The organism is Bradyrhizobium sp. CCBAU 11430 (genome assembly GCF_028128855.1).
Lineage (GTDB): Bacteria > Pseudomonadota > Alphaproteobacteria > Rhizobiales > Xanthobacteraceae > Bradyrhizobium > Bradyrhizobium ottawaense.
Genome location: NZ_LBJV01000006.1, coordinates 195,399 through 220,880, shown reverse-complemented (window position 1 = coordinate 220,880; position 25,482 = coordinate 195,399). Strand labels below are relative to the sequence as shown.

At 59.1% G+C, this 25,482-nt stretch carries 18 protein-coding genes; 6 read left to right on the top strand and 12 right to left on the bottom strand.

Annotated elements, in window-relative coordinates; genetic code table 11:
- Positions 1–1,774: 1,774 nt before the first annotated feature.
- Positions 1,775–2,683 (top strand): hypothetical protein, encoded by a 909-nt coding sequence (locus tag XI04_RS04775; RefSeq protein WP_271596605.1) that lies wholly within the window; start codon positions 1,775–1,777, stop codon positions 2,681–2,683.
- A 987-nt stretch (positions 2,684–3,670) separates the two neighbouring features.
- Here XI04_RS04775 and XI04_RS04770 read toward each other — a convergent pair.
- Positions 3,671–4,111: a VirK family protein gene (locus tag XI04_RS04770; RefSeq protein ID WP_271596606.1), complete on the bottom strand. Its 441-nt coding sequence runs from the start codon at positions 4,109–4,111 to the stop codon at positions 3,671–3,673.
- A gap of 695 nt (positions 4,112–4,806) precedes the next feature.
- Between XI04_RS04770 and XI04_RS04765 the strand changes: the two genes are divergently transcribed.
- The 5 genes from XI04_RS04765 (at position 4,807) to XI04_RS04745 (ending at position 14,204) form a co-directional block, all read left to right on the top strand.
- Positions 4,807–5,784 (top strand): hypothetical protein, encoded by a 978-nt coding sequence (locus XI04_RS04765; protein WP_271596607.1) that lies wholly within the window; start codon positions 4,807–4,809, stop codon positions 5,782–5,784.
- A gap of 1,996 nt (positions 5,785–7,780) precedes the next feature.
- Positions 7,781–8,470 (top strand): response regulator, encoded by a 690-nt coding sequence (locus XI04_RS04760; protein ID WP_172787695.1) that lies wholly within the window; start codon positions 7,781–7,783, stop codon positions 8,468–8,470.
- Positions 8,471–8,539: 69 nt separating this feature from the next.
- Positions 8,540–9,952 carry a type II and III secretion system protein family protein gene (locus XI04_RS04755; protein WP_271596777.1) on the top strand — a complete coding sequence of 471 codons (1,413 nt, stop codon included), beginning with the start codon at positions 8,540–8,542 and terminating at the stop codon, positions 9,950–9,952.
- Positions 9,953–9,961: 9 nt separating this feature from the next.
- Positions 9,962–10,624, top strand: a complete 663-nt coding sequence (locus XI04_RS04750; protein ID WP_271596608.1) for a CpaD family pilus assembly lipoprotein — start codon at positions 9,962–9,964, stop codon at positions 10,622–10,624.
- Between the two features lie 1,147 nt (positions 10,625–11,771).
- On the top strand, positions 11,772–14,204 hold the full coding sequence (locus XI04_RS04745) for a hypothetical protein (RefSeq protein ID WP_271596609.1): 2,433 nt from the start codon (positions 11,772–11,774) through the stop codon (positions 14,202–14,204).
- A gap of 960 nt (positions 14,205–15,164) precedes the next feature.
- Here the strand turns inward: XI04_RS04745 and XI04_RS04740 are convergent.
- The 11 genes from XI04_RS04740 to XI04_RS04690 form a co-directional block, all read right to left on the bottom strand.
- A complete protein-coding gene (locus XI04_RS04740; RefSeq protein ID WP_271596610.1) occupies positions 15,165–15,350 on the bottom strand; it encodes a hypothetical protein in 186 nt (61 codons plus the stop codon).
- 178 nt (positions 15,351–15,528) lie between these two features.
- Positions 15,529–16,269 (bottom strand): glycosyl hydrolase, encoded by a 741-nt coding sequence (locus XI04_RS04735; RefSeq protein WP_271596611.1) that lies wholly within the window; start codon positions 16,267–16,269, stop codon positions 15,529–15,531.
- 2,177 nt (positions 16,270–18,446) lie between these two features.
- Positions 18,447–19,484 (bottom strand): EscU/YscU/HrcU family type III secretion system export apparatus switch protein, encoded by a 1,038-nt coding sequence (locus tag XI04_RS04730; protein ID WP_271596612.1) that lies wholly within the window; start codon positions 19,482–19,484, stop codon positions 18,447–18,449.
- Positions 19,481–20,302 carry a type III secretion system export apparatus subunit SctT gene (gene sctT, locus XI04_RS04725; RefSeq protein WP_271596613.1) on the bottom strand — a complete coding sequence of 274 codons (822 nt, stop codon included), beginning with the start codon at positions 20,300–20,302 and terminating at the stop codon, positions 19,481–19,483. The genes XI04_RS04730 and sctT overlap by 4 nt, the downstream gene beginning before the upstream one ends.
- A 10-nt stretch (positions 20,303–20,312) precedes the next feature.
- Positions 20,313–20,588, bottom strand: coding sequence for an EscS/YscS/HrcS family type III secretion system export apparatus protein (locus tag XI04_RS04720; RefSeq protein WP_036014823.1), 276 nt, complete (start codon positions 20,586–20,588; stop codon positions 20,313–20,315).
- 2 nt (positions 20,589–20,590) lie between these two features.
- Positions 20,591–21,256, bottom strand: a complete 666-nt coding sequence (gene sctR / locus XI04_RS04715) for a type III secretion system export apparatus subunit SctR (protein WP_172787701.1) — start codon at positions 21,254–21,256, stop codon at positions 20,591–20,593.
- Positions 21,249–22,370, bottom strand: coding sequence for a type III secretion system cytoplasmic ring protein SctQ (gene sctQ / locus XI04_RS04710; protein WP_271596614.1), 1,122 nt, complete (start codon positions 22,368–22,370; stop codon positions 21,249–21,251). The genes sctR and sctQ overlap by 8 nt, the downstream gene beginning before the upstream one ends.
- Entirely contained in the window at positions 22,367–22,903 is a 537-nt protein-coding gene (locus XI04_RS04705) for a hypothetical protein (RefSeq protein ID WP_271596615.1), read from the bottom strand. Before XI04_RS04705 ends, sctQ begins: the two co-directional genes overlap by 4 nt.
- Positions 22,879–24,234 carry a type III secretion system ATPase SctN gene (gene sctN / locus XI04_RS04700; protein ID WP_271623510.1) on the bottom strand — a complete coding sequence of 452 codons (1,356 nt, stop codon included), beginning with the start codon at positions 24,232–24,234 and terminating at the stop codon, positions 22,879–22,881. The genes XI04_RS04705 and sctN overlap by 25 nt, the downstream gene beginning before the upstream one ends.
- The gene (sctL, locus tag XI04_RS04695; protein WP_172787705.1) at positions 24,231–24,851 is read right to left on the bottom strand and encodes a type III secretion system stator protein SctL; all 621 of its coding nucleotides are present in this window, start codon (positions 24,849–24,851) and stop codon (positions 24,231–24,233) included. Before sctL ends, sctN begins: the two co-directional genes overlap by 4 nt.
- A complete protein-coding gene (locus tag XI04_RS04690; protein ID WP_271596617.1) occupies positions 24,848–25,480 on the bottom strand; it encodes a nodulation protein NolU in 633 nt (210 codons plus the stop codon). The genes sctL and XI04_RS04690 overlap by 4 nt, the downstream gene beginning before the upstream one ends.
- Positions 25,481–25,482: the final 2 nt, after the last annotated feature.

Genomic DNA, 25,482 nt, shown 5'->3' with positions numbered 1-25,482 from the left:
CGCTGCGTGATTGCAGCGACTTTAATTGGCAGCGCCGGCTCAAAGCGAGGGACATGAATTGATGCGCTCGAGAACACACCACAGATTTCGTGAGACATCGTTGATCAACCGCATACCGCCCCGTTGCAAAGCGACATCCGATCAATAAGGCCGCGCCAAGCCAACCATCCAATAATGCGATGAAACATTCTAGATTATAGATGCCTCGTTAAGGCAATGCTTGGGCGCTGAGCTTTGTTCTGCACCACCGTGGCGCCTGCTGCATTCGAAGAGCCTCCGGATCTTCGCTTGATTGTCCTGCAGGCGCTGCATGTTCTCGCTTTTTCTATCGGCATGATGACCGACCGCGACGCGACTTTGCAGGAATGCCCGTCCTCGAGGCCTCCCTCATGAGAGCGCCGCGAGTATGTGCACGGGACTCAGTTACTTTTGAAGACAAACGCCTTGGAGCGTAAAACATCGGGAGCATCACCGTTCACGAAATCACTCAGTTGGGTATCGAATGCGTCACTTACCGGCAGATGGGGTCGGGCGCGCCTTCGTGATGAATCGCAGGCTATCAGCTTCATCAATGCCATTTCGAACCGTCTGGCTCGCCTCGAGGTCCGCGGCCACCTCCAGCGAGAAAGATCACGGACGACACGCTGCGCGCGAGCATGGTGGACGAACGCAGGCCCGGCGTTCTGACCTAAGTCATCGCCGTCCCGCCATTAGCAACAGAAATGAAACCCCGCGAGCGCCAAGAGCCGCTTCCTTCGGCTATCCGGGCTGGTCGCTTTGGATCGACCCAGGAAGACTTATGATTGCCCTAGGACTTTTTGTTCAGCTGCGCCTGCCGGCCACACCAAAGGCTTGCGCGGGCGATATGCTTGTAAGGCGCGACCGACGTTGTGGTGCATTGTGTGGCGCATCGGCTGCAAGCGTCAACGCCCCGTTTTTCCTTTTCCGAACCGAGGCACCCGTGTGCCAGTTCTTGCCGCCGCGGATTCTATGCACCCGAATCGTTTGTGGCCCGGCCAAGCTCTGGTTGGCAGTTCAACGTTTCGCGCCCGCACAGCGTTTTAATGTTGTCAGTTAAGCCATTCCCCATGTGTTGCGGATGCGTGAATCGCAATCGCACGCCCGGCTCTTGTTTACGGCCAGCGGCCGGCGCACCCACGCGAGGTCTCGTTTCAGCAGTCCCGACAGAGGAATGAGCTTCACGCCACCCCGGCCCGGACACGAGCCCGACGTCTGCAGCCAGGCTCAGCTGTTCGGATCACAGCTAGCATCTTGACGAGCACTTAAAGAAGATCCACTCGGAGCCGATGCAAGCTGGCCCAGGCATACTTCTCCACGCCGCTCAAGCTCACCGATAGCGGCGCTTCGGCCGCGCTGCTTTTCCCCGGACCTTCACACGGCGCTGGCGTGGCGGATAGCGACGATGGCCCTATCTCCCAAACTCTGCTCTGCAATGAACAACAGGCTCGCGGGGGTAGCCGGAAAGGAGACCGCGTTTTCTTCAAGCAATGAGTCTGGTCAGCTGTTCGACAGCTAAGCCTTCTAGCATGGCAGCATCTTTATCCGGACAGCAGGCCGACTTGATGGCCCACACTCTGGAACAGAAGAATGACTAGGATCGGCGGTCACTCCGACCCATACGCCCTCAACACACCGATCGGTTCGAGAACCGGAGCCGGTGCGTCTTATCGACATTGCCGGCATCTCGGTTTCTGATCCTTATCGGATCAACTTCGTACGAATGTATTGACAAGGCTAGCAAAGGGAGACCGACATGGACCCATTTGAGGACGTCAACCGATCCGAGGCTCGGATGGATCACCTCGAGCCGCAACAGGAAGAGACAGCGCAAGCAGACTTTGAGCAGCGGCTTAGAGAGTCTCAGCCAATCCTCGCAGCATTGGCTTCACCCGGGGCTGGATCGAGCCGGACGGTAACAGACGGTAACAAGAGAGCGCAAGCTATCCTGGAGAATGAACGGTGCACGGCTGCATCCTTTGTCGGAACGCGCGCTCAACTTGCCGCAACGCTGACGTGCGCTAACATTGCGGAACTCAGAAGAGAAATCGAAATCGCTGCGCAAAGATCAGCAAAATGGTCACGAGCGAGTGGATCGTTGGTCGACCGCGTCGATAGTGGCCGCGTTTACGACGACGTGGTGGGATCGTCATACGTGGAGCTGGAGCGCTTTCAAAACCACGCCAGCCATTGCAAGCCACATGCGTTGGACCGTCAAAGCGCGATGGCCCATTTGCGTTCCATGGCGGCTTTGCGTTACGAAGCCGCCCCCTGGAATATCTGGGGAGGCCAACGACTTGATCTGGGTCGCACAGCGGCAGAGCACATGAGGGGAGGTACCAGTTCTTCGCCTTTTGTGTCACTGTCCGAGGAGGCCTCACAACTGCTCCTTTCGCCGGACGATGACAACGAGTATGGCGCCAAAGCAATCGCCGAAAACGCGAATGAGTTGCACACCTACACGGTCCCGAGAGTCACAACATGGACGGCGGAAGACATCGTCAGTATTCTCGAGGACGGGACTGAGAATGACGAACCCGCTCTGGCTTGGGTGAGCGATACCCCAACCGAGGAGCGTGAGGTACTATTTCTGGGCGGGAACCTGGATGACTATCGGACCGCTAGCGCATCTAATCCATACAAAACGTCAGGAACAAACGACTGAGTGGTACAGGCCTCGGAAAGGGTGACTTGCCTTTTCCGACGCTCGGAAGAATCAAACAGTAGCGTTTCACGCTACCAATAATACTCCGGCCCAACTGGCCAGCGCGGGGGACTGGCCGAGTACCGCGCTTGGAAACATGAGAGTTTCAGCCCGAACCTGTATCGTCTCTAAAGTTCGCCGCACTTATCCGCGGGTTGGACCGCCCTTGCCGATCATTGTTCAATCTACTTTCCGCCTGGCCAGGTGAGGTTTTGCGAAGCTAACTGAGTCGCGACAGAACGAGGTAACCATGCCCGCCGACCGCAGCATGGATCGATACAACGCGATCAGCCCAACCGATGGCCGCGCTCAGCTCTTCCGTTGGCGCGCAATTTGCCTGAACGAGGTGCTCGTCGGCACCTCGAGCAGTTGCCCAAGCTGCCGAAACCACGGATCGTTTGCTCAGAGAGCTTCGATCTGCGCGCGAACGCAGTTTACGAATGAGCAAACCCATAGCGGCCAGCTCAAATGATCTTAAGCGGGATGGTTCAATCACCTTGTGGCTGCATTCGGCAGCACTGAGATTTCAAGGTGAAAGGACCCCCAAAGAGGCGGATGAAGGATACGAGCGCATCCTGGGCGGCCTAGGTCGAGTGTCATCAACGCGAGCCCGCGGCTGGATCGACTTGGAATGTTCTTACGATGACCGCAGACTGCGTGAGGGCGTCCTTGGCGAGTTCATCTGAAGCGTTCAAGTGAGAGCCTTGCTCCCCCCATCCGACGACTGCCTGAACCGCCGATCTTCCAATCCCTGATATCGAATCTAGATCGGCGGCCCTCATGAGTTACCTGAGCAGCACGTTCGTGCAACTTGATCCTCGCCCGACGAAACGACCGTCAGAAACACTCTGATCGTTCCTGACGATCGAAAGGATCCGTATCCGTGCGAAGGTGTCCGCGCGATTAAAGGATTAAGTCCTTGAAGCGCCCCCTGCTCTATGCTCTTCGTTACCAGATGAACTTTGCGCCATCCGGCAGTTCGCAGATGAATTCGCCCTGGTTCACGAGTTCGGTGGTCCCGACGACAAGTTTCGAGGCTCGCACCGTCAGCTTGCCTTCGCGGCTAAGGCTATGGCGGATGTACTCGGTCACGGCATGTCCGGAGCTGTCGACCGTTTGATGAGCATTGGCGAAGCTGATGCCGTTCTGGACGGTCACCCTGAAGGCATTGATGACCAGACCGGCTTGCGTCGCCGACGCAGGCTTGCCACCCTCCGCTGTGGTACAGCGGCTCATGTCTAGTATGAGCTTTACATTCTTACCCGCCTGGAGGGCACTAAGCACCTCGGTGTATTTCGGCGAGGGCTCGTCGGCTCTCGCCGGCGCGCTCGCGGTCGCGGCCGAAAGCAAGGACAACAGGATCGTTAGTGCTCGGCCAGTAAACTTCATATGCTCTTCTCCCTCGATAAGTACCGCAGATTGCGCTTTTAACGACGTCGTGCTCGCAAGCCACTTGTCTGATTCCAGACAAACGCGCGCTCGCGCCTATACAAAAGCAGCCTGTCGCAATGAGGCGCAAGTCGCTGTGATAGCTATTCCGACATCACAACCTCGTAGGTCAGGTTTGCCGAGGTGGCTTAGCTTCGCGCACGTCGACTACAACGATTTGATCCAGCCTCGTCCTCCGCTTGGAAACAACAAAACGGAAGCCCGTTGCGCTTGTCCGTCGCAGTCCTAACGGGCGAGAGAATGCAGTTCTCACATCTGCATAAAGAGACGATCTACGAAAGACACTCGACCACCGGCAAGCGCCAGTTCGCCCGTCTTGCTGTGCAAGGGCCGTCTCCCTAGATGAAGCGTCCGCAATGAGGTGGTGGAGCGAACCCGACGCGGCGGTCCGAAAAAGCTCACCCAGCGGACCCGATCTCGACCTGATCGAACACCAATGCCGGAAGGCACAAGGCAGCACCGTATTATGATCCGTCGCTTCGGGCGGCTTCCGTCCAGCTGTGCGTTCGCCACGTTGCCTGAATCTATTCGATTCCTTCCAGAGCTAAATGACCTCCTTCCTGGTCCGTCAGCTTCTCGAAAGCTGCACCTGCAACGATCGACGCCGACCGCCTGCACTTCGAAGGGAGACGGAGATGAATGTTGATCCAGGAAATGCCGCAGACACTCCCTTTGAGGTTCACAACCCGCCACAGCAGCCGCGCCGGGTCCACGTGCCCCAGGATGAGCTTAACGCCCAGATCAGCGCGCCGGCGCACAGTTCAAACGACCCAGCAAGCTTCGAGCAGCAGCTGCATGACTTGACTCTAGACGATGTAGATTCGGTCTACCCAACCTCGGCTTCACTCCCCTTAGCGGCACCTTTCGCCGCCGCCAGCTCCTCGTCTGGGCCAGGCGCGGCGGCCTCGGAAACCAGTCGCTATCCAGCCCCATCATTTGTCGGCGCGCGCGCCCAGCTTGCGGCAACGCTAATGGGCGCCACGCTCCAAGAGCTCAAGAACGAGATCGCCCTCGCCGAAAAGCAATCAGCGCGATGGACGCCAGCGGCGGACAACAGTGTCGACCGGGATCGCATTTACGACAACATAGCGGCATCGACATATCTCAAGCTGCATCGTTTCCAGAACCAGGACAGCGATTGCAAACCGCGCACGGAAGCCACGACATCTGCAATATCACACGTTCGTAACACGGCGCGAGATCATTCGTCCATTGGGGACCCTCTGGAGCGATATCCCCTGGACCTGGCACGCCAGGCTGGATGGCATATGCGCGGTCAGATCGCTTCTCCATTCGTGTCGTTGGTCGAAGACCCTTCGAAACTCAGCGTTTCCCGCGACCACTGGTCGAGAGCGATCGCAAACAATGCCAACACGCTGCATACCTACGTCGTGCCGAAGTCTGCGGTGTGGACGCCCGACGACGTACTGAGCAGTATTGGCCTTGCAATGAATGTGGAGGATAGCGACAACATCGATGGGGATGTGGATTTGATGTGCTCGCTTGGCAGAACGCCAACTAGTGAGACAGAGCGCTTGTTCCTGGGCGGCAATTTGGAAACCTATCGTGTCGCCAGCGAAGACAATCCCTTCAAGCGGAAGACTGGAGAGTAACGATTAGTCCAACTGGCGACTGCGCCATGCTCGTAGGTCCCTTAATGCTGACTAGATGACCACCCGAAGGAAGGGTCATCCCCGCGAGCCCGCTTCACGAACAACGATAATGGCTTGGCCACAGGCTCTGATACCTATCCCTTGACCCGTGCGAGGGAAGAAGGGGCGCCCACATCGCAAGAGGTACCCGACATTGTGGCGGAGGACACACACGTGCCATTGTTTGTTCTTCCCCGGCCTCATTCGAGTGCTGCGGCCTCCTCGCATCGATCCAGCCGCCGCCGACACCATTCGGAAGAACGTTCAGACGACGCGAGCCGCTAAGGCCGCGCATCGATCGTTTCCGCACCTCGACCTGCCATTGATGGTGCGATCGATCCCAAGAGATCGAACAGGATCGTATCAAAGATCAAGTCAATAAAGTCTCACTCACGCGGCAAGCCGTGCCGCAGCACAATGGTCTATTCGCCACCTGGATGCGTTCCATCAAAACAATCGATTTTGCCGATCTTGCCTAAAAGCTCCATAGTCGCTCGTGATGCATGGAGGCAGCATTCAAGAATGTCGTTTCGCAACCCTTCCAGTCCCTTGCCTGTTAAAACAGCTCGCGAGCTCCGGCGGCTGCATCGCAGAGGTTAGCTCCTGCGCCTCAGATCGCATTACGGGGCGCCACTGTCCCCCTGCTGAAATCGCACGCACGAAGTCGACCGCACGACCGCGACGTCACACCTAAAGGGCCAGCAAAGACCACCGCCTTCACACACTGTCATCGCCTTTGACTCAAGCTAAGCTTTGATTTGGACCGACGATATGCTCATGACATTGAGGAGATGGACGCGCGCGACGCGCAACTCGATAGTTTGGTTAGGACGTGTCGTCATGGCCAAAGAGTCCTTGCGAGTTCAAGAGCACTGCCACGGACCAGCGGTCAAAAGCACTTGAACCTCACCTAGCGTCAGATTGTAGGATTTCTGACAACCGCGACACCGACCCCGCTCGCGTGAACTCTTCCTGACAGGTAGCAAGAATTGCGAACGTCTCAAAAGAACAATGCTCCGCTGCGCGGCCAAATCATGCTGCTGGATAGCTCCTCTCCAGGACCAGCGTCCCACATCGCCCATGTGAAGATCAAAGGATGCAGCGCCGATGCTATCCCAAGCGAATCAAGATGCGCCGTGCGAGAAGAACGCTGGCAGCGGCTATCTCGGCCTTGCGGGGCACACTCCAACTCCGAAGTCGAGATCCGATCGTTCTGGCGCCGTGCACTCCGTGAGGCGAAATGGTTCTGGTGTAGGCACCGGGATCTATGCGCGATGGCAAAACTGTGGAGCTCGTTTCTGCAATGGCTCGCAGCTTTCGCCGGGCTGCGACGTATGCGGGGACCTCGGGCGCGTCAGAACTTAAGCACGGTTGACACCTTGCGTCCGAACAATTCCGAGCGAGAGGGTGCTCTTCCGACCGCGAGGGGCATTGATCGTTTCGGCGTGCATCTCGGCCTGTGAAGCCAGTGGCCAGCTGCCTCGCGTGAGGTGTCCATGAATACCGGAAAGACTTGCACTGTCGTGACTTCACGACACGACAGGCTCGACAGCCCAGCAAGACTGGCCGCAGACCAAGACGAATTGGGGAGTTTCCATGTCGGTTTCGCTCATCTGTTCAGCCACAAATCCGATCGTCTCCCGCGCTTTGGTTTCGCTTACGCGGCTCGGCGCTATTCGTACTGCGGGGGCCGGGTCAGTGCGTGCAAGAACGGCCGCGATCGGCCCACGGACGCTTCAGCGGGCTGCCGCGGTTGCCAGTCTCTTAAACAAAATCAGATCTGGCATGAGGGGCATCTTGAGCGGCGCCGACGCCGTAAGCAGGCCACAGCGGTCCGCTCCACCCTCTCGTTTCGGCTGTTCAAACTCACACCAGTCCAGCCTCCTCTCAGTCCCATCGAGCCCCACGCTCAACCGTGACGCGCTCAGGTCTTCGTGGATGGACGAGAGGCAATGAAATGCGAATTCTTCTGGTTGATCATCATGCGGACTTTGCCCGCCACGTGAAGGAAGTGCTGCTAAGTTGCGGCTTCGCCGTCGACGTAACACGCACGCTGGATGAGGCGGCGGCCGCGCTCGATTGCGCGAACTACCACATGGTCCTGCTCGAATCGGCTTTGCCCGATGGCGACGGATTGGACTGGCTGAAGCAGTTGCGGCGCGAGGGACGGTCAATGCCCACCATGATGATGAGCAGTCTCAATGATCTCGGCCGGCGGATTGCGATTTTCAATGCGGGCGCGGATGATTTTCTGCCTAAGCCCGTGTCTACCGACGAACTCATTGCTCGTATGCGAGCGATTTTACGACGGTCAACGCAAATGACGGCGCCGGTGGTGACATTCGGGAATCTGCATTTCGATCCGATCGCGCGACAGGTATCGGTCGGTGGTCGTATCCTCAGAATTGCGCGCCGGGAAGTGTGCATTCTTGAACATCTGCTCAACCGAGCGGGCCGTACCGTACCGCGCGCATCGCTTGAAGATAGCTTGTATGCATTTGACGACGAAGTCTCGACCAATGCGCTGGAAGTCGGGATCTATCGCTTGCGCACGCATTTGAGCCAGGCGGGTGCAACGCTCAGGATCAAGACCGCGCGCGGTGTCGGTTACACCCTTGAACTCATTGGCGCAGCCTCGGCTGCCTAGCCAATCGAACCTGAAAGCGATACTCCCTTGAACATCGTTGACAATGCCGCCTGCGCTGATGAGCCGTCCATGGTGGCAGGCCGCTCGCACCATGCCACTTTTCATCGTCTCTGCTACGCCCTGTGCGCAGTCGCTCTGTTATTTCCGTTTGCTGCCACAGCTCAGACAAAGCGAGATGGCAAAGCAGAACAGCCACGCGCGGGATCTGGCAGCACCACTGGCACGCTTAGCCTTACATCCTCGCAGGGCAAGACAGTTCATCTGACCGGACCGGCTGCGAGCATTTTTGTCGCGGACCCGGCGATTGCGGACTATCAGGCGCCGTCGAACACCACGATCTTCGTCTTTGGCAAAAAGTCGGGACGGACGAGCCTGTTCGCCCTGAACGACAAGGGAGAGGCTCTGGCTGAGCTGCGTATTGTCGTTACTCAACCGATCGAGGATCTGCGGGCCGCGCTGAAGGCCGAGGTCGGCGACTATCCGATACAAGTCAGCTATACCCCCCGCGGCGCGATTCTTAGCGGGACCGCGCCCAACGCCGATGTTGTCGAGAACGCCAGGAAGGTCACTGAGCAGTTTCTTGGGGCGGGCGCGCTGGTTGCCAACAAGATACAGGTCGCTGGCTCGTTGCAGGTGAATCTCAGCGTCCGGGTGGCAGAAGTCTCCCGCAGCGCGGTCAAGGATCTCAATATCCACTTCACTGCCTCCGGCCCAAGCGGCGCTTTCCTCATTAGCGGCAAAGAGGGGGGGTCCGGCGCGGCCGGCGGCGGCGGCACGATCGGGATCGGGGTTAGCGCCGGCAATACCAACCTGAGCGCTGTTCTCGACGCCCTCGCGAGCGAGCACCTCGCCTCAATCCTGGCTGAGCCGAATCTGACGGCAATGTCCGGCGAAGCCGCAAGCTTTCTCGCCGGCGGAGAATTCCCGATTCCAGTCATGCAGGACAATCGACAGGTTTCCGTCCAATTCCGGCAGTTCGGCGTGAGCCTGGAATTCGTCCCGACTGTGCTTAACAACAATCAGATCAATATACGTGTGAAACCCGAAGTCAGCGAATTGTCGAGCGAAGGCGAAGTCAGAATCAATGGCATGGCGGTCCCTGCACTCTCGACGCGACGCGCGAGCACCGTTGTCGAGCTCGCCAGCGGTCAGAGCTTTGCAATCGGCGGCCTCATCAGGCGCAACTTCAACACTGACATACGCGAGTTTCCCTGGCTCGGCGATGTGCCGATCCTAGGTGCGCTGTTTCGCTCCTCAGATTTTCAAAAACGTGAAACCGAGCTGGTGATTATTGTCACGCCCTACATCGTGCGGCCGGCATCGAACCCAAACAAGATGAGTGCGCCGACGGACCGCATCTCACCTCCGTCAGACGCGGGGCGCATTTTGACGAACACGGTGGCCCGGCCGCCGCGGGACCGCGATGCGCCTCGCACCAGCGCACCAGGATTGACCGGGAGCGCCGGCTTTATCATCGAATGAGGATCGTCAATGACCTTACGACATTTGTGTCACTTGATCGTTATTGGGACAACATTGGGCGGCTGCGCAAACAGTGCCTCGATCCATCTCGGGCCGGCTGAACAAGCAATACAAGTCGAGCAGAAGAAACGTATCTTGTTCCTGCAGAGCCTACGTGGCTCCGAAAAGCATCAGCTGCGGAGCTTTATCGCGAACGTCAGCGGCGGCCGGCGGGATGCACTCCATGTGGATGTCACCGGCTCACCCAGGCTCGTTGCCCAAGTGGCGCACGAGGCCCGCGCCATGGGCGTTGCTCCTTATAACATCCGCCTGTTCGCTTCCCCCGTCGATTTGCCGCTCCGTTCCGGCGTGAGGATCGAGGCGATCACCTTTGATGCCCATCCTCCGATCTGTCCGTCGCTTTTGATCGTCGGACCAGCCGTGAACGACAATTCGTTCGAACCCACGCTTGGTTGCTCGACCAAGAACAATCTGGCAGTTATGGTAAACGATCCGCTCGACCTGCTGGACAATCGGTCTGTCATCACAAGTAATGGCGATCGCGCCGCCATTCCTCTGGCCAACTACGGTACCTTCCCCCCGCGTAACAAGAGCAACGGAGAAGAGGGACCAGGTACGGCAGCCCCGAACGCGGCGGGAACGACAGCACCGAATGTACAGCCGCTCCGATAGCAGTTTTTGGCGAATGTCTGGAAATCAACACCGCTGCCCTCCATGTGGCCAGCAAGGAGCGACGAGTCGATCGTAACGCGCAAAGCCGCGCTATGGTTTGGGAGTGGTGACGATCAAGCGCAACGTGCCGCACGGCTCAGATCGAGAACGGATGGTGGATGTTCACCCGCACCAATGGATCTCGTCCGGAAATTCCACGTCGCGTGCGCGTGCTCAAGAAGGTCGCCATCACCACCCTGAGCGCTTCGACAGTGAAAGCGTGACCGGACCTGCTTATGCGAGATCGACGCCGGAAGAGAGAGTTTGGGATCTATGCGGCGTGTCCAAGAGGGTGACTTAGGCGTGGCGACCACCGGTCGTTTGACCGCGCGGCGTTATGGCTAGGGAGCGCCCATTTCTGGCTCCATTTCAGTAACGCGCTCGGCAGCTGGTTTGCATCATCGTCGTCCCATCCGATCGCGTTACGCGAGTATCACAGTTGCCGCCCCCTTGAACGCGCTAGCGTTGCCTCTCAATAGAACGACCCGTCCATCAGCAGTCAAAACGCGCTCGGGCTCTGGCTTCATGGATCAATAGCCGTCGGCAATCCCTGAGCTAATCTGCCGCCCAGCATATCGGAGCGGGTATTGAAACCGAACATGGACCGAGGTGGTATACGAATGACTTCGTTTCGCTTCTATTCTCGCAGCAGGCGACCACCAACCAGAGATGGCGAGCTTTATTGAAAGCGCGCGTTTCTGGGAATGCTTGTCAGGAACGCGCAAGAGTGCGCTCAATTCTGGTGCCGCCCATACCGATATCTCGTTGGTTCAAGGAGCGAGCGAGCCGTCGCCGCCTCGCGCCTGACCTCCGACTAATAGAAAGCCCCCGGGGGGCCCGGTCCTCACGATCATCGCGCTGTAAAGGGACCGAGATCTGAAGATCAAGACGGTAGCGAACGTCTGTGGCGCACACCACCATTGCAGCTCAACACCTCAGTTGAAGACGCTGTTTTTCATCCGGCGCTTTCTTTTGCCCGCTCGAGCGATGCTACAGCGCACGCCCGCCGTATTCCCCTTTCATTCTACCTTTCCGCCTGGCCACGTCAGATTTTGGAAAGCTAACGTGAGTAGCGGAGTAACGAGAGAACGATGCCAGCGGACTGACCATGGACCGATTCAACACGATCAACCCAGCCGATAAAGAGTTCACTGCGTCAGACGCGACCGTGGAACAGCCGGAGCAGCCGAATGCGGCGTTTGAGCAGCACCTGGCAGGCGTGCGAGAAGCGGGCCCCGTATATCCTCACGCGGCGCTATATGATGTCACTGAGGAAGACGATCGCCTCATCCAAGCGGCGTCGGCCGCGGCTCTCGATCGAGGGCAGCCGCCGAGTAAAACCACCGTCGAAATGTATGATCGTCGGCTTCGCAACTTGGCGGACGCACTGAAGAAGTCTGGCAAATCAATTTCTGGGCTGGATGACGATACGTTGAGCCGCTACGCTGAGAAGCTGCTGCCAGGCGATAAGATCATCGCCCCAGCATTGTCAATGGTCAGTCGGTATCGCGAGCCCGACGCCAACCCTGGCCCCCTCTCAACACATTATCGTCCTTCCAGGAAAGATGAGAATCTCATCAGGGACGCCGCCGAGGCACGCTTTGGTCGACGGATCGGCAAGAGTAGGGCCGAGTGCTATGCGAGCGCTCTGCGGAAGTTGGCGGCAGCGCTCCGCCCCCTGTCCATTGCCGAGCTCAATGATGATAAACTGCTTGGCCACGCGCACAAATTGTTTCCGAATGACAGGGCCCTCATCGCCGCCTTGAACGCCTTTCGCGACTATCGCGCGATCAGGCAGAACAATTTGGGCGGGGAAGGAGGCAGTTCGCGCAAGGTCACTCAGCCGTCCGCTTCCTCGCCCATGCGGCCGGCCGATGAGCAGCCGACAGGAAACGTTGCGGAGGGGCGCGGCTCATTGCCGCCCGGGTTCAATGCTCCGCAGGTCTGGCATGGAGTGGGGTTAGCCCATTCTCCTGTACAAAGTGTCGTCCAGGATGTGCTTTTCGATGCCGCGGATGGCGAGCACCTCTTGCCCGCGACAATGCTTGGGCCAACGGTCAGTTCAATGCCCCAATCGCCGGTGCAAAGTGTCGCTCAGGAAGCCCTTTTCGATGCCGCGGACCGCGAGAAGCTCTTGTCGGGGGCGACCTCCGATGCACCGGTGTCTTGGCCAAGGATGAGTTCCACTATCCACTCGCCGGTGCAAAGTGTCCCTCAGGACGCGCTTTTCGATGCCGCGGTCCGCGAGAACCTCATGCCGGCGCCAACCTTCGATGCACTGCTGCCTTGGCCAACAATGAGTTCAAACATCCACTCGGCGGTGCAAAGTGTCCCTCAGGAGGCGCTTTTCGATGCCGCGGATCGCGAGAACCTCATGCCGGCGCCGACCTTCGATGCACTGGTGCCTTGGCCAACAATGAGTTCAACCATCCACTCGCCGGTGCAAAGTGTCCCTCAGGACGCGCTTTTCGATGCCGCGGATCGCGAGAACCTCATGCCGGCGCCAACCTTCGATGCACTGCTGCCTTGGCCAACGATGAGTTCAACCGTCCCCTCGCCGGTGCAAAGTGTTGCTCAGGAAGAGCTTTTCGATGCCGCCACTTGGCAGGCGAGCTCGAGGGAGCCGAATTCCGCCTCTGAAGACCACTTTCGGCAGATGATGAACGAAGGCGCTGGGGCTCAGACCACGCTTGAGCAGACGTTCGTGGCAGCTGGCGAGCCCTTTGATGCGTCTTTGAGCGTCCCCGAAGATTTCTCCCATGGGACTCAGGCCGCGCCGAATATGATGCACAGGCTTCGCCGCTGGGGCCTCTTGCCGGATGCAGCACAGCGGGTAAAGGCCTACGATATTCGAGGTGAACGCTATATGGCCGTCTTGGGACCGGGAGGACTTGATGATGTTCAGCTCGTCCATCTGCGGTCGCCCGCTGTCGGTGATACGTTCGATGTTTCGTTCGCCGTTCCCAAGAATTTTTCCCATCGCACCCAGCTGGCCCCCGACATGATGCTGACCACCTTGGGCCAGTGGGACTTCTTGCCTGTTGCGGAACATCCAATCATGAACTTTGAGATCGGCGGCGAACGCTACACGGCCATATTGGGACCGGCAGGGCCCAAGGACGTTCAGCTCATTCATCACCCTCGGCCCGCTTTGCCGGGCGAAGCTACGCCTGCGGCACCGAGGACTCGCTCAGATATCTACGGCGGTCTGGCGCCAGGCCTTGATTCGGCGGCTCCCTTCGAATGGAGCGGGGACGCTCCCTCGGTGCTGGCGCCGAACCTTCCTCTGTCGTCTGCCGCACCTGCATCAGGCCATCAGCCAGTCCCGCAAGCGCCTGAACTGGGAGAGTTCTTGGGCGACGGATGGACGCACGCCTCCCAAGAGGCTTCGCCTGCCGTGATCGACACACTGCAGAGTCTACGCCTTCTGCCGAGCCGGGACGTCCCAATGACCGCTTTTTTTATCCACGGTCAGCTCTACACGGCAGAAAGCCTGCCGGGAGGCCGCGTTCTTCTCTTCCATCAGCCACAATTTGGCTGAATGAGGGGCTCCTCAGCACCTCGGACAGCTCCTCCTTCCTGAGATCTTAGATGGACGCTTCAACGATGCCGGGCGATGAGCAAATCCGACCTTTCCAGTGCCACCATGATCTCAAGCAGCTATCAATTAAGTAAGCATTCGGCAGCACGGCGCTCTGCAGAGCAAGTGGTCGAGGAGCTCGGCCATTTGGCTTTGCCCTCACAGATCCGGTCAGGCGGCTTTCCCGCACCCGGCTCTTGCCGAGGGTAACCCGCGTCATATCCGCGCCTGCGCCCATGTGCGAGTGATGCGTGGAGTTGGCAGGCGGAAGCGTGCCGTCAGGGTCTCGAACTCCGGCCGGCCCATGCGCCGACTTTTCTGGCTACGCGGTCTCAGACAACATCCAGGTCGGACGCACTTCGCGGTGGAAGCCGTCGAGCGCTGGACAATTGTGCGGCCTGCCATAATAGCCATAGTGTGCGCGCAGAACGGCGGCGAGCCACTCGTGCTGCGTTGCCAGTGAGCGCTAGGCCTCCTGGCGCAACGCCGTTAGCTTGCGCGTCAGGCGTTTCCCTTCCGTCTTGTGCTTCACGATGAACCGGCCATCTCGGTTCCGCCCACAGTAATGGGTAAAGCCGAGGAAGGCGAAGGTCTCTGGCCGCCGCTCGCCGCCGCTGACGCGAGAGGGCCGCGAACCGGCCAAACTCGATCAGCCGCGTCTTGACCTCATGAAGCATCAGGCCGAAGCCGGCCAGCCCGCCTTGAGGGCAAAGAGAGCATTTCCCGCGCATCTGCCTTGTTCTCGAAGCCCATGACGAAGTCGTGCGCGTAACGCACGATCACGATAAGACCGCGTGCGTGGCGATGACGCCATTTCTGGGTCCAGAGATCGGGGATTTAGTGCAGGAAGATGTTGGCAAGGAGCGGGCTGATGCCCGCCGCTTGCGGCGTTCCCCTGTCCGTCTCGTGCTTCTCGCCGCTCTAAAGAACGCCGGCTCGCAGCCACAGCCCGATGAGCTGCAAGATGCGAGGATCGGCGATCCTGTGCGCCCCCATCCGCAACAGCCACTCGTGGTCGACCGAGTCGAAGAAGCTGGGTATGTCGGCATCGAGCACCCAGTTCACGTGCTGGTTCGTGATCACCGTATGCACAGCATCAAGCGCCATGTGAGGATTCAGCCCCTGCCGGAAGCAGGCTCCCCTCGGGCTGGTCCCTTCCCTTCATGCATCCCTTACCTTCGACGACTTCACAGGTAGTATGGACCAGTCCGACTCCCAACCTCAGCTCGAACAACGGCTCTGGCACTGCCTTTGCCGCTGTCCCCGCTCGTAGATCCCAAGGTAGTCACTTCGAGATTACAGCCCAATGATTGACGTCGAAGTTTTGCCCGCCTGGGGACGAGGTTATCTCAACGCCGTATTGGACGCTGCCGACGATTATGTCGCCGAAGTATCCTTTCGACTTTATCCATTGCAGGATACTCTTGATATCCACAGTTTCGCTGTTGGTTTTGGAGCTGCGCAGAAGCGAAATAACCTTGTGTTTGTTCCAGCCTTCAAACACGTTCCAAGTGGCTCCCCCCACATTCACGCCTGTGTAGACTGGAATCGCGGCGGTCCCTGAAGAGTTATACTTGTAAGAAATGGGCTTAACATCACCGCTTCCGTCGGGATTTCCGGTGTAGTTGGTCCACAGCATTATCTCGTAGGCATTTGAGCTATCCCAGATATCGTAGGCGAAGTTCCAACGGCCGCCAGTCGGGACGCTCTGGTTAAAGCTTGACCTGAGGTCGTTGATCGCGCTCAGCGGTTTCCCGACATTGAAAGCTCCGTGGGGATAGCTCTTAATGCCATCAGTGTCAGGTTGATTCGACCGCACGCTCCATTGATTGATTGAATACACTGAGATCGTCTGAGGCCCAACACCTTGACCATATACGTCGTTGTTCCAGGAATAACCATCAAGGGAAAAAGTACCATACTGATCGCTCGAACTCCAGATCGGCGCTTTTGCGGATGCTGGGAATAGCGCAATCATTGTCGCCAAAGGAAGCGCAAGTACGTTAAGCGTCGACAATGCAGACATTCTAATCTCCACCTCAGATCTGCCCTCCAGCGAACGAGCAGCAAGCAAAAGTGAGGCCAGTCAGAGAACGGCGAATCTTCTTCCTTGTCTTGATGACGTACGGAGCGCCGCGCACCTGCTGCATGCCCTCGGGTCGAGCCACTCGGCCAGATCGTCCGCCACGCAATTCGAACCATTGTCACTGAGCAGCCTCGGCCCGGTGCGATGCTCACGCGCTGGCCCGCCGAGCCACCACAGCGCGTTCTGCAGACCCTCGGCCAAGGCGACGAAGCTATAGCCCCAAGACTGGTAGTCGCTTCACGTGGCTCGGGCATCAGCTTCGGATCGCAGGCAGCGCGGGCACGACTCGCCGTCTTGGCTGACTTCAATCGGAAGCCAGTTCAGTTTCTGCGGAGAAAAATCTCGTGTTCCGAGTCCGGCGGCCCGATACTGGCTGTGTAGTTCACGTCCCCGAGAGCGAGACTTTTCTTTGGCTCAGACACGGATGGCAGAAGCTTGTGCAAACCCATTCGCAACTTGAGTTCTCCCGGCGCCCACTGATCTCCGTGCTGAAAGCTCGGGGGCACATAAAGAGACAAACTTGGCAACGGCTGGTTGCGCCGCACTTGGGCGCATAAGTCGAAGATGTTGAGTTGAAGCGGTCATGTCCCCCCTCCGAACGCTTAAAACCACTAAAGCTGACTGCAGAAGGTCAGCGACAGGAATCAGCGCGGGTGCGGCCTGGCGCCTACCGACTTGGGGGGGTGGCTAAAGGCACTATCCCTGCCGCCCCGCGCTGCCGTTGAGTTTAGCGGAAAGCGTGACTCGGCGCTGACCGTTCTGGATAGATAGCGCTGTCCCTGCCACGTCCCGTTAACCACAACGGCTCTGTATCCGGGCTGGATTACTGAAAGCTGACGAGACCCGAAAATTCCCAAAACGAAAGCGGCCCGTGTGGGCCAGTCGCGGTCGAGAGTGAGAACGACGTTCCGGCGACAGGCTCTGGTACCACGTCAGCCTGAGGATCGCGCCAGCCAGCAGCTCCGGTGTCCAGCACCCGGCCTGTCGGAGGACTGCAGGCGGCCACCAGAAGGGCCTCTTCCTTGTCGTTGAGCTCGCACTCTGCGCGGTAGGCGGCTCTTCGCTTTGGTTCTCCGCCAGGTTGCCTTCGACAAAAACGTCGAAGGGTGGCAGACCACCAAGTGGCCGACGCCCCGACTTGTGGCGATCACGTCATCACTCATCCCGGCATCGGCCGCCCAACCGGATCTGTGCCCCCTTGAGCGCGCAGCCTCTGCCTCCCTCCGCCCAACAAGAGATCTATTCGACAAACAGAGGTATCTACGGCAATGCGAGCTAGATAACTCGCGGCATCTTGAGTTCAGTGCAATCGTAGGACTCTTGGCGGGTCAGCTGAAGCCACTGCAGCGCTCCACACCTAGGCTCATTTCGATCATCCCCTACAAGGTACCACAATTGCCAACACGCGATACCTACGTCATTAGGTAACGTGCCAGCAAAGGAGGGAGTGAACGCGATCTATACGGGATCATCCAGAGGTTCTTGCCGACCGAATGCGAAATCCATGCTTCGATAGGAAGAGCTAACTGCCGGGGCGAACCTGCGATGTTCGCCGAAGCTTGTCCGGTGTCAGCTAGCGAGTTCGGTTAGGTGAAGCAATCGACGTTGTAAGCACCCTGCGCGGGAAGACGGCGTCGATGGACAATGGCTGCAATACCCTTAGCCCCGAGTTTAGCTGGAGGCTTACTTTTCTCCCCGCACGCAGGATTATGTCCTGCGGCTCTCGAACGTGTGCGGCGCAATGTGGCACTCGGGCTGATCTTGAGACGATATAAACGCTGTGATCGTATGAACCTGTAGCAGCGCGGCTCGAGATAGGCGACAGAGAGCATGCTCCAGATGGCAGCCGTCTTAGTTGACGATCAGCACTACCGGCTTGTCAACCGAATGGCAGGACTCCTCTACCCACGGCGGTACAGGCCGGCTGAGTTGTAGGCGCTGAAGCTCTCGAAATGGGCGAACAGGTTGTGGCGCCGCTTGGCGCCGCAGCTGACGCGGTGATCCGGTCGGCGAGGCCGCGGCCCAGAGGCTTTCGGGCTAGCGCATCGTCGCCTTGCGGAACATCCGAGCGTCCATCGAGCGCCTCGCCGCAGATCGCAGCGTCAGGACAGAATGATCTACACTAGCCCCGCCGCATAGAGCGCTTTTGCGACCGATTCGAAATATTGCGAGGGAACAGGGTTGCCGAGCTTTGCTTTGCCGAGCAGCTGACGCGCCAGGACATCGTCATCCACAATGGTGAGGCGCAGCGCGCGCGCCTCACCAAGTAGTTGTGAAGCAGCTTCGCCTTCGCCACGGCAAACCAAGACCGGCACGCCGGTCTCGCCGCGCACATAGCGCAGCCCAATCAACGTTGTCGACCCCCGCAATATCAACGTGGCCCGACTGATTCCGAGCGGGGCCTCATTGGCCGACTCTTGCCGCAGACGTCGGTGCTCACGCTTCACCTGCGGATTGCCTTGCTGCTCCTTGTTCTCCCGCTTGGCCTCCGTTTCCGTCATGCGCATGTCCTGCATAAACAGCCAGCGCTGGATTAGGAGGTCAGCCAATCCGCCGACCAGAAAAGCTCCAGCGGCAATCGCAATCAGCAGCTTAACCTCGGTGAAGACGAAGCCAAAACAGCCCATGCCGCAGACTGGCAGGTACACCAGCGCTTTCCAGCTCGCGATCACGGTGAGAAAGAAGGTCGCACCAAGCAACACCACCTTAGCCAGGGTCTTGCCCAGCTCGATGGCCGAACGTTTCGAGGCGATGCGTTTCAAGCCTTTGATGGGATCCAGTTTCTCGAGCTTCGGCTTGAGCGGCTCCGAAGCGAACATAAAGCCGCCATTGGCCAGGACATTGGCCAGAAGAGCTGCTGTCACAGCAGCGGCGAGCAACGGAGCGACCGTGGCAATCGAAAGTTCTAGCAAGCCACTGAGCGCTTGTGGCACCGCGCTTGTGAACGGCTGGTCCTGCAGTTTATCGACTAGACGGACCGTCTCCTGCCACTTGTCCTCGATCGCACCCGCTCGCCACCACAGGCAGGCGAAACCGGCACAGGCGCTGACGCCGCTCACCAGATCCGAGCTGCGCGCGCTCTGCCCCTTCTTGCGGGCATCGCGCAGCTTCTTGGGCGTCGGAGGAAGCTTTTTCTCCTCACTCGTAGAGCTCATTTCAAGAGCTTCTGCAGATCCTCGAGCATGTTGTTCGAGGTCAGGATTTCAGCTCCGGCGTATTCAAGCAGATAAATGGCGTAGCTGACCATGATGACCCCGAATGCAACATTCTTGATCATTGGGGAGAGATCGTTCATCTTGAGCTGAGATGCAAAACGGCCCAGCAGCATGACCGAGACATCGACCAGCAGCAGCAGGGCCAGCACCGGCCCGGCGACTAACAAGGTCGTCATCATGATACGGTCGAGAAGGGCCAGACATTCCATTGCCCCTTGCGCTGTGACGGCAGGCAGAAACTGATAGACAGGCCACGCTAGGTAGCTGCCATAAAGGCCGCTCACCATGGTCTGCAGCCCGCCGACCAGAACGAAGATCGTAACTGCGGTAACACCGAGAAAAAGCCCGGTTCCGGACGCTTGGCTATGCGTCGCGGGATCCTCCCCCGCAACTTGGCTTGAAATTCCTCGTTGTGTATCGATGATGTCGCCGACTGCCTGTATGCTCCATAGTGGAATACTGAGCAGGATGCCGAGCATAAGACCGACGAACACCTCCTTCAGGCCAAGCAGGGTAACGCTGACTAGGCGCGTGTTCGGGTCCAGGGCCTGCAGACCTAGCTTGATGTGAGGGAGGCACGGCAGGCCGATCGCAATCGTCAGGCTTCCCCGAACCAAACCGCTGATGCGCGGCCGGGTGAAGACGGGAAGCACCAGCATGATGCCGAGGGCGCGGGCCGCACTCAGGCCGGCTGCGGCCACGAGCTCGATCGTGCCCTGAACGAGAGCTTGCGCCTCTGCGGGTGACAGGCCAGCCATCCGACCTCTGCTAGTATCTTGCGGTAAGTGCTGGAAACTCACTGAAGATGTGCTCGGCCTGGTCGATCAGTGGAGCGCTGAGCACGGGAGAAAACCCGGCGAGCACGGCGACGACAACCAGAAGCTTGACCGTCAGTGGCAGGGTTTGATCCTGGAGCTGAGTTGCCGCCTGGATGAGGCCAATGATCAGCCCAGAGATGAGAGCTGCGAGCAGCGGCGGCAGAACCCAGATCATGAAGAGCACGAGAGATTGACTCAGGTGTGTAAGGATGCTGGCTTCGTTCATGGTCAACCTCCTGGCGTCGTGTAGCTTAATACCAGCCCGTGCATGAGACGTGACCAGCCGTCGATCGTGACGAACAAAAAGAGCTTGAAGGGGACAGATATCACCGTGGGGGATACCATCGACATACCCATTGCCATCAAAATCGTCGTTACAATGAGATCGATCGTGATGAAGGGAAGATAGAGAAGAAAGCCGATTTCGAATCCACGCTTGAGTTCGGAGATCAAAAACGACGGCACGAGAATCGCAAAATCATCTGCCGTGGCGCTGCCGCGCATGTCCTCCGACCAGACGTGTTCCGTTGAGGACAAGAAGAAGCGGCGCTGCTCTTCATTAGTGAATTTCTTCAGATGAGCTCGGAGCGGCTCCTGTCCCTCCTTGGCGGCCGTCACCCAGTCATCGAAACTTTGGTAGCGAAGTTGCGGATCGGTAAGCCGGTTATAGGTCTGCTCGAACACCGGAGCGCTGATGAACACGGTCAGGATCAGTGCCGCTCCGTAAAGCACGATGTTCGGCGGGATCGATTGAGTCCCCAGCGCATTGCGCACGAGGAAGAGAACAACCGAGACCTTGATAAAGGCGGTCGTTGTCACGACTGCAAAGGCCAGCAGGCCAAGGCCGACGGTGATCGCAAGAAGCGCAAGGATGCTGGGTTGAACCTCAGTCATTAAGCGTCAACCTGCCGCGCAGCCTGACGGCCAGCTCGTCCCCAATCCGCACGATGTCGCCCCGGCCGATACGTTGGCCGTTGGCAAGGATATCCACCGGCCCATCCGGAGGCCGGCCAAGTTCGAACACGTGGCCTTCGTTGAGGGTACGCAAGGTTCCCAAGGGCATCGGCCAGCGGCCACATTCGAATATGAGTGTAATCTCGATGCTGTCGATATCCGCCTCTGACGGAGGCTGCTGTTGCACCTGGCTTTGGGGCATCATGTCTTCACTTGTTAGGGGGTGGGATCGCGAGCGGAATGGTCCTCGCAGCACCAGCCTGTCGCCGCCGATCTCTGCAGGGGCCCACAATCGGTCTGCTGCGAGAATGATCTGGCCTCGCGCGAGTGGAATTAAGTCCGGGAGCAGCGCGTCGCCTTGCTCTGCTCGGCGAAGAACGCCGATCGCGACGCGAAGCGAACCGACTTGGCCTGCAACGATGACCGGGAGTTCGGAGGACAGCCTGGCCGTTTGTCGCGGCAATCGGCCGAGCAGCTCGCCGAGCGCGGTGAAAGCCGGCGGAACGGGACCGTCAAGTGGCGAGAATAGAAGCAGCCGCGCCTTGCTGGCGAGCTCACCATAGGCGACGTCAAATTCAAGATAAGGCCTAATATTCGGCGCCTCCTCGGTGCGAACAAGCTGCAGATTGCGCTGCATCAATCTTTCCAGCGGGGCAAGCAAGGGTTCCAGCGCAAGTTCCAGGACCAGCGAACGCGTCGGCTCAGAAGGTAAGGTAAGGCCATCCTGCACGGTCGCAATCAGCGCTTCCGCAAGCGGAGCTGGCAAGGACAGAATCAAGGTTTCGCCATTTACGTCGAAGACGCAGTCAAGCATCGACGTCACAGCCGGCTCCACCTGCCAGACGGTTCGGCTCACGCGCACAGACATCGGCTTCTCGCCGAGGCGCGCTTGCAGAGGCGCACGCGACGCTGCGATCTCGTTAAGCCACGAGGTCACGGCGCGCGAGAGGATCATCGTCGGTATGAAGGCTGCGCGTTCAGCCGGCCGATATGGCGCGGATGCGGCTTCCGCGTCGCAGGCCCCTAGCTCGCGCGGGAGAGGATCTGCAATCATGATCGCTCACCTCCCGTCTGCCCTGATCGGCCTCGCCGGTAGCGGAGCAAGACTTCATCATCGGCTTCGATTTCGGCGGCAGCCTCGAAATGTGCATCCGTGATGCGCCGAACGTCGTGATCGATCTCACGCCATTTCTGGCTCGCCGCTGAACGCTTGGTCCAAACGGATCGGGCCTCAAGAACCGCAGCCTCAGCTTGCTCTTGAGCAGCACGGGCCTCGTCAAGAACCCGCTGCGCCGCTTTGATCTCGTCTGTGAGCCGCCCGATGATGAGATGATAGCGTCGCTGCAATTCGCACACAGATATCGCATCGGCCGCTAGCATTTCCCGATAGAGCTCCGCCTCGAGCTTTGCGCGGCGCTCCTCGGCATGTGCAAGATGCTCGCGAGCTTCTTGAACAGCTTGAACCGCGAGGTGGCGCTTGGCTTCCATGTTGGACAATTCACGAAGGGCGCTTCGTTCCCGCATATCCTTTACGAGCCGCAGCTTTGAGGCGTGAGCGGGACTTAGGCCGTTAGACGCGATATCCATGCGACCGTCTCCTCAAAGCTGCACGCCTCACCCTGGCCCTGGCGCAAAAAGGCCCGCAGCTGCTCGATTGAGGCGATTGCTCGATCTGTCAGCGGATCAGAGCCTTGCTTGTATTCACCGACCTTGATCAAGAACTCGGCCTCAGCGTAGCGTGAGAGCAGATCACGGAAGAAAGATGCCGCCTTGCGATGCGGCATCGACACGATCGCATCCATGACACGGCTGCGGCTTGACAGCACATCAATAGCCGGAAAATGCTCCCGAGAGGCCAGCGCGCGGGACAGAATAATGTGGCCATCAAGGATGCCGCGTGATTCTTCCGCTATTGGATCGCCGGTGCCGTCACCTTCGACAAGCACCGTATAGAAGGCCGTAATGGAGCCATGCTCGCCCATGCCGGCGCGCTCCAACAAGCCCGGCAACAGCGCGAAAACGGAGGGCGGAAATCCGCGCCGGGTCGGCGGCTCTCCTGCGGCGAGGCCGATTTCACGCATGGCGCGGCTAAAGCGCGTCAACGAATCCATCATCAAAACGACGCGAAGCCCCTGATCCCGAAAATATTCCGCCAGTGCTGTCGCCATGTGGGCGCATTGGGCCCGCTCCATCGCCGAACGGTCAGAGGTCTCCACTACAACGACGGAACGGTGGAGGGCTTCGCCAAGATGACGTTCGATGAATTCACGCACCTCTCGACCGCGCTCGCCGATCAGCGCAACGATGGTGACGTCGGCCGCCGCGCCTCTTACGATTTGCGACATCAGCGTCGACTTGCCGCAACCTGCATCGCCATAGATTCCGATCCGCTGACCTTCTCCACATGTGAGAAGGCCATCCAGGACACGAACGCCTAGCGGGAACGGCTGTTCAATCCCGCGCCGTTTCATCGGATTCGGCGCCCTGCCGCGTAGCGGTCTGGTTTCGCTGGCTTTTATCAGGCCCTTACCATCGAGCGGTCGGCCAAAACTGTCGATGACGCGGCCGAGCAAATCGGGGCCGACAGCCACTTCCTGCATTCGCCCGGTCGTCACCACCTCCGCACGATTGGACAGCCCCACCATGTCCCCGATGGGCGTGAGTAACACCCCGTCCGGCAACAGGCCGATAACCTCGGCCTCGAGCGACCATCCGCTACGAGGATCCTGCAATAGGCATAGCTCTCCGACCCGAGCCTCCGGCAAGACGGCGTGCAGCAGCGTGCCCACCGCCCGCGTGATCCGGCCGCGGATGGCGCGTGTATCGATGTGCTTGGCGGAAGATCTCAAGGACGAGAGTGCGGCCTCTACAGTAGCTTCTGTGGCGGCGGCATCGTAGGTTGGTCGCTGCACAGTCACGATTGAGCTTCCTCTGACAAGCCAAACCCGAGACGCAGCGCGCGGAGCTGCGCGGCAAGTCCAAGATCGACATTGCCAAACTCGCTCCACAAGACACATTGGTCCGCACTCAGCGCCGGATCCGCCTCAATCCTGACCTTCGGCCGGCCCTCAAGTCCGTCATAGTCCTTGAACTCACTGGCGAGCAGGTCGACCCTCAGGGGGGGCACGTGGAGGCAAACCTCCGTGTTCTTGTATCTTTGCTCGATCGCATGACGAACGCCGTGGACCAGCAGCTCACCCGGGTCAAACGCGCCAAGCAGATCGCGAACGATCTCGAAGACCAGTTGCGGCAATTCCCGCTCCAGACGCGCCTTGCGCTGGGCCACTTCAAAAGTCGCCTGCGCAATCAGCCGCGCCATTTCCTCTGCGCCAGCCTTTGCACCCTCGGCGCGACCCCGCGCCCGTTCCCGCTCATAAGCCTGGCGTGCCCACCCGCGAACCCGCTGCAGATGCCGCTCGGCAGCGGCTCGCGCCCGTACTGCATCGTGCCAGATCTCAAGCTGCGCAGCTGGGATCAACGGTCCAAGTGGCCGAATCTGCGGGGCCGCGGGTGATGCGGGGTCATCGGCCGTCATACTCCGGCAGCCTCTGTACGCAAATGCGCCATGACGAGAGAAAGCAGCGGGCCTGCTGCGCTACGGTGTTCAGCAGTTGGACTCTCGGCCGCCGTCCCAACAGGCAAGCGTAGAAGCACGCGGATACGACCAAGCGATGAAGTCTGTTCGAGCCAGGCGCCGAGACAAGCGTGCCCATCGTATTCGATTTGTCGCGACAATTGCTCCGGTTCGACGATCGGGGTCATTGCGACGGCACTGGATAAATGCCGGACTGCGAACGCATGCGCTTCGGCACCGATCACCTGCACTAATATCGTCAGATCGTGCCTGGAAACCAACTTGAGGATGGAGCGTGCATGCCAGATGCTGCCCGCGAGCAGCGCAGCCCGCCGCGGATCATGCCCAAGGAGAGCATCTTCGTCCCAGTCGGCGCAGCTCACCTCCACCTTGCTGCCCAGCAGCAGTTCGGCGAGCCTTGGCTGCAGCCTGGCACTCTGCTGTAGCCGAGCCAACGTGGAAGGCGAAAGCAGCGGGTCAAGAAGCCCAGCAAAACGACCGGGATCGACCGAGGCAGCAAGCTCGCGCAGCCGATCGACTGCGAGCGTGAACGAATGATTGAGTTTTGTGGATGACATTGATGCCGACATGA

Bases quoted from the DNA above. Each gene is read 5' to 3' on its own strand.
- XI04_RS04775 (WP_271596605.1), top strand. From the start codon at position 1,775: ATGGACCCATTTGAGGACGTCAACCGATCCGAGGCTCGGATGGATCAC.
- XI04_RS04770 (WP_271596606.1), bottom strand. From the start codon at position 4,111: ATGAAGTTTACTGGCCGAGCACTAACGATCCTGTTGTCCTTGCTTTCG.
- XI04_RS04765 (WP_271596607.1), top strand. From the start codon at position 4,807: ATGAATGTTGATCCAGGAAATGCCGCAGACACTCCCTTTGAGGTTCAC.
- XI04_RS04760 (WP_172787695.1), top strand. From the start codon at position 7,781: ATGCGAATTCTTCTGGTTGATCATCATGCGGACTTTGCCCGCCACGTG.
- XI04_RS04755 (WP_271596777.1), top strand. From the start codon at position 8,540: ATGGTGGCAGGCCGCTCGCACCATGCCACTTTTCATCGTCTCTGCTAC.
- XI04_RS04750 (WP_271596608.1), top strand. From the start codon at position 9,962: ATGACCTTACGACATTTGTGTCACTTGATCGTTATTGGGACAACATTG.
- XI04_RS04745 (WP_271596609.1), top strand. From the start codon at position 11,772: ATGGACCGATTCAACACGATCAACCCAGCCGATAAAGAGTTCACTGCG.
- XI04_RS04740 (WP_271596610.1), bottom strand. From the start codon at position 15,350: ATGGCGCTTGATGCTGTGCATACGGTGATCACGAACCAGCACGTGAAC.
- XI04_RS04735 (WP_271596611.1), bottom strand. From the start codon at position 16,269: ATGTCTGCATTGTCGACGCTTAACGTACTTGCGCTTCCTTTGGCGACA.
- XI04_RS04730 (WP_271596612.1), bottom strand. From the start codon at position 19,484: ATGAGCTCTACGAGTGAGGAGAAAAAGCTTCCTCCGACGCCCAAGAAG.
- sctT (WP_271596613.1), bottom strand. From the start codon at position 20,302: ATGGCTGGCCTGTCACCCGCAGAGGCGCAAGCTCTCGTTCAGGGCACG.
- XI04_RS04720 (WP_036014823.1), bottom strand. From the start codon at position 20,588: ATGAACGAAGCCAGCATCCTTACACACCTGAGTCAATCTCTCGTGCTC.
- sctR (WP_172787701.1), bottom strand. From the start codon at position 21,256: ATGACTGAGGTTCAACCCAGCATCCTTGCGCTTCTTGCGATCACCGTC.
- sctQ (WP_271596614.1), bottom strand. From the start codon at position 22,370: ATGATTGCAGATCCTCTCCCGCGCGAGCTAGGGGCCTGCGACGCGGAA.
- XI04_RS04705 (WP_271596615.1), bottom strand. From the start codon at position 22,903: ATGGATATCGCGTCTAACGGCCTAAGTCCCGCTCACGCCTCAAAGCTG.
- sctL (WP_172787705.1), bottom strand. From the start codon at position 24,851: ATGACGGCCGATGACCCCGCATCACCCGCGGCCCCGCAGATTCGGCCA.
- XI04_RS04690 (WP_271596617.1), bottom strand. From the start codon at position 25,480: ATGTCGGCATCAATGTCATCCACAAAACTCAATCATTCGTTCACGCTC.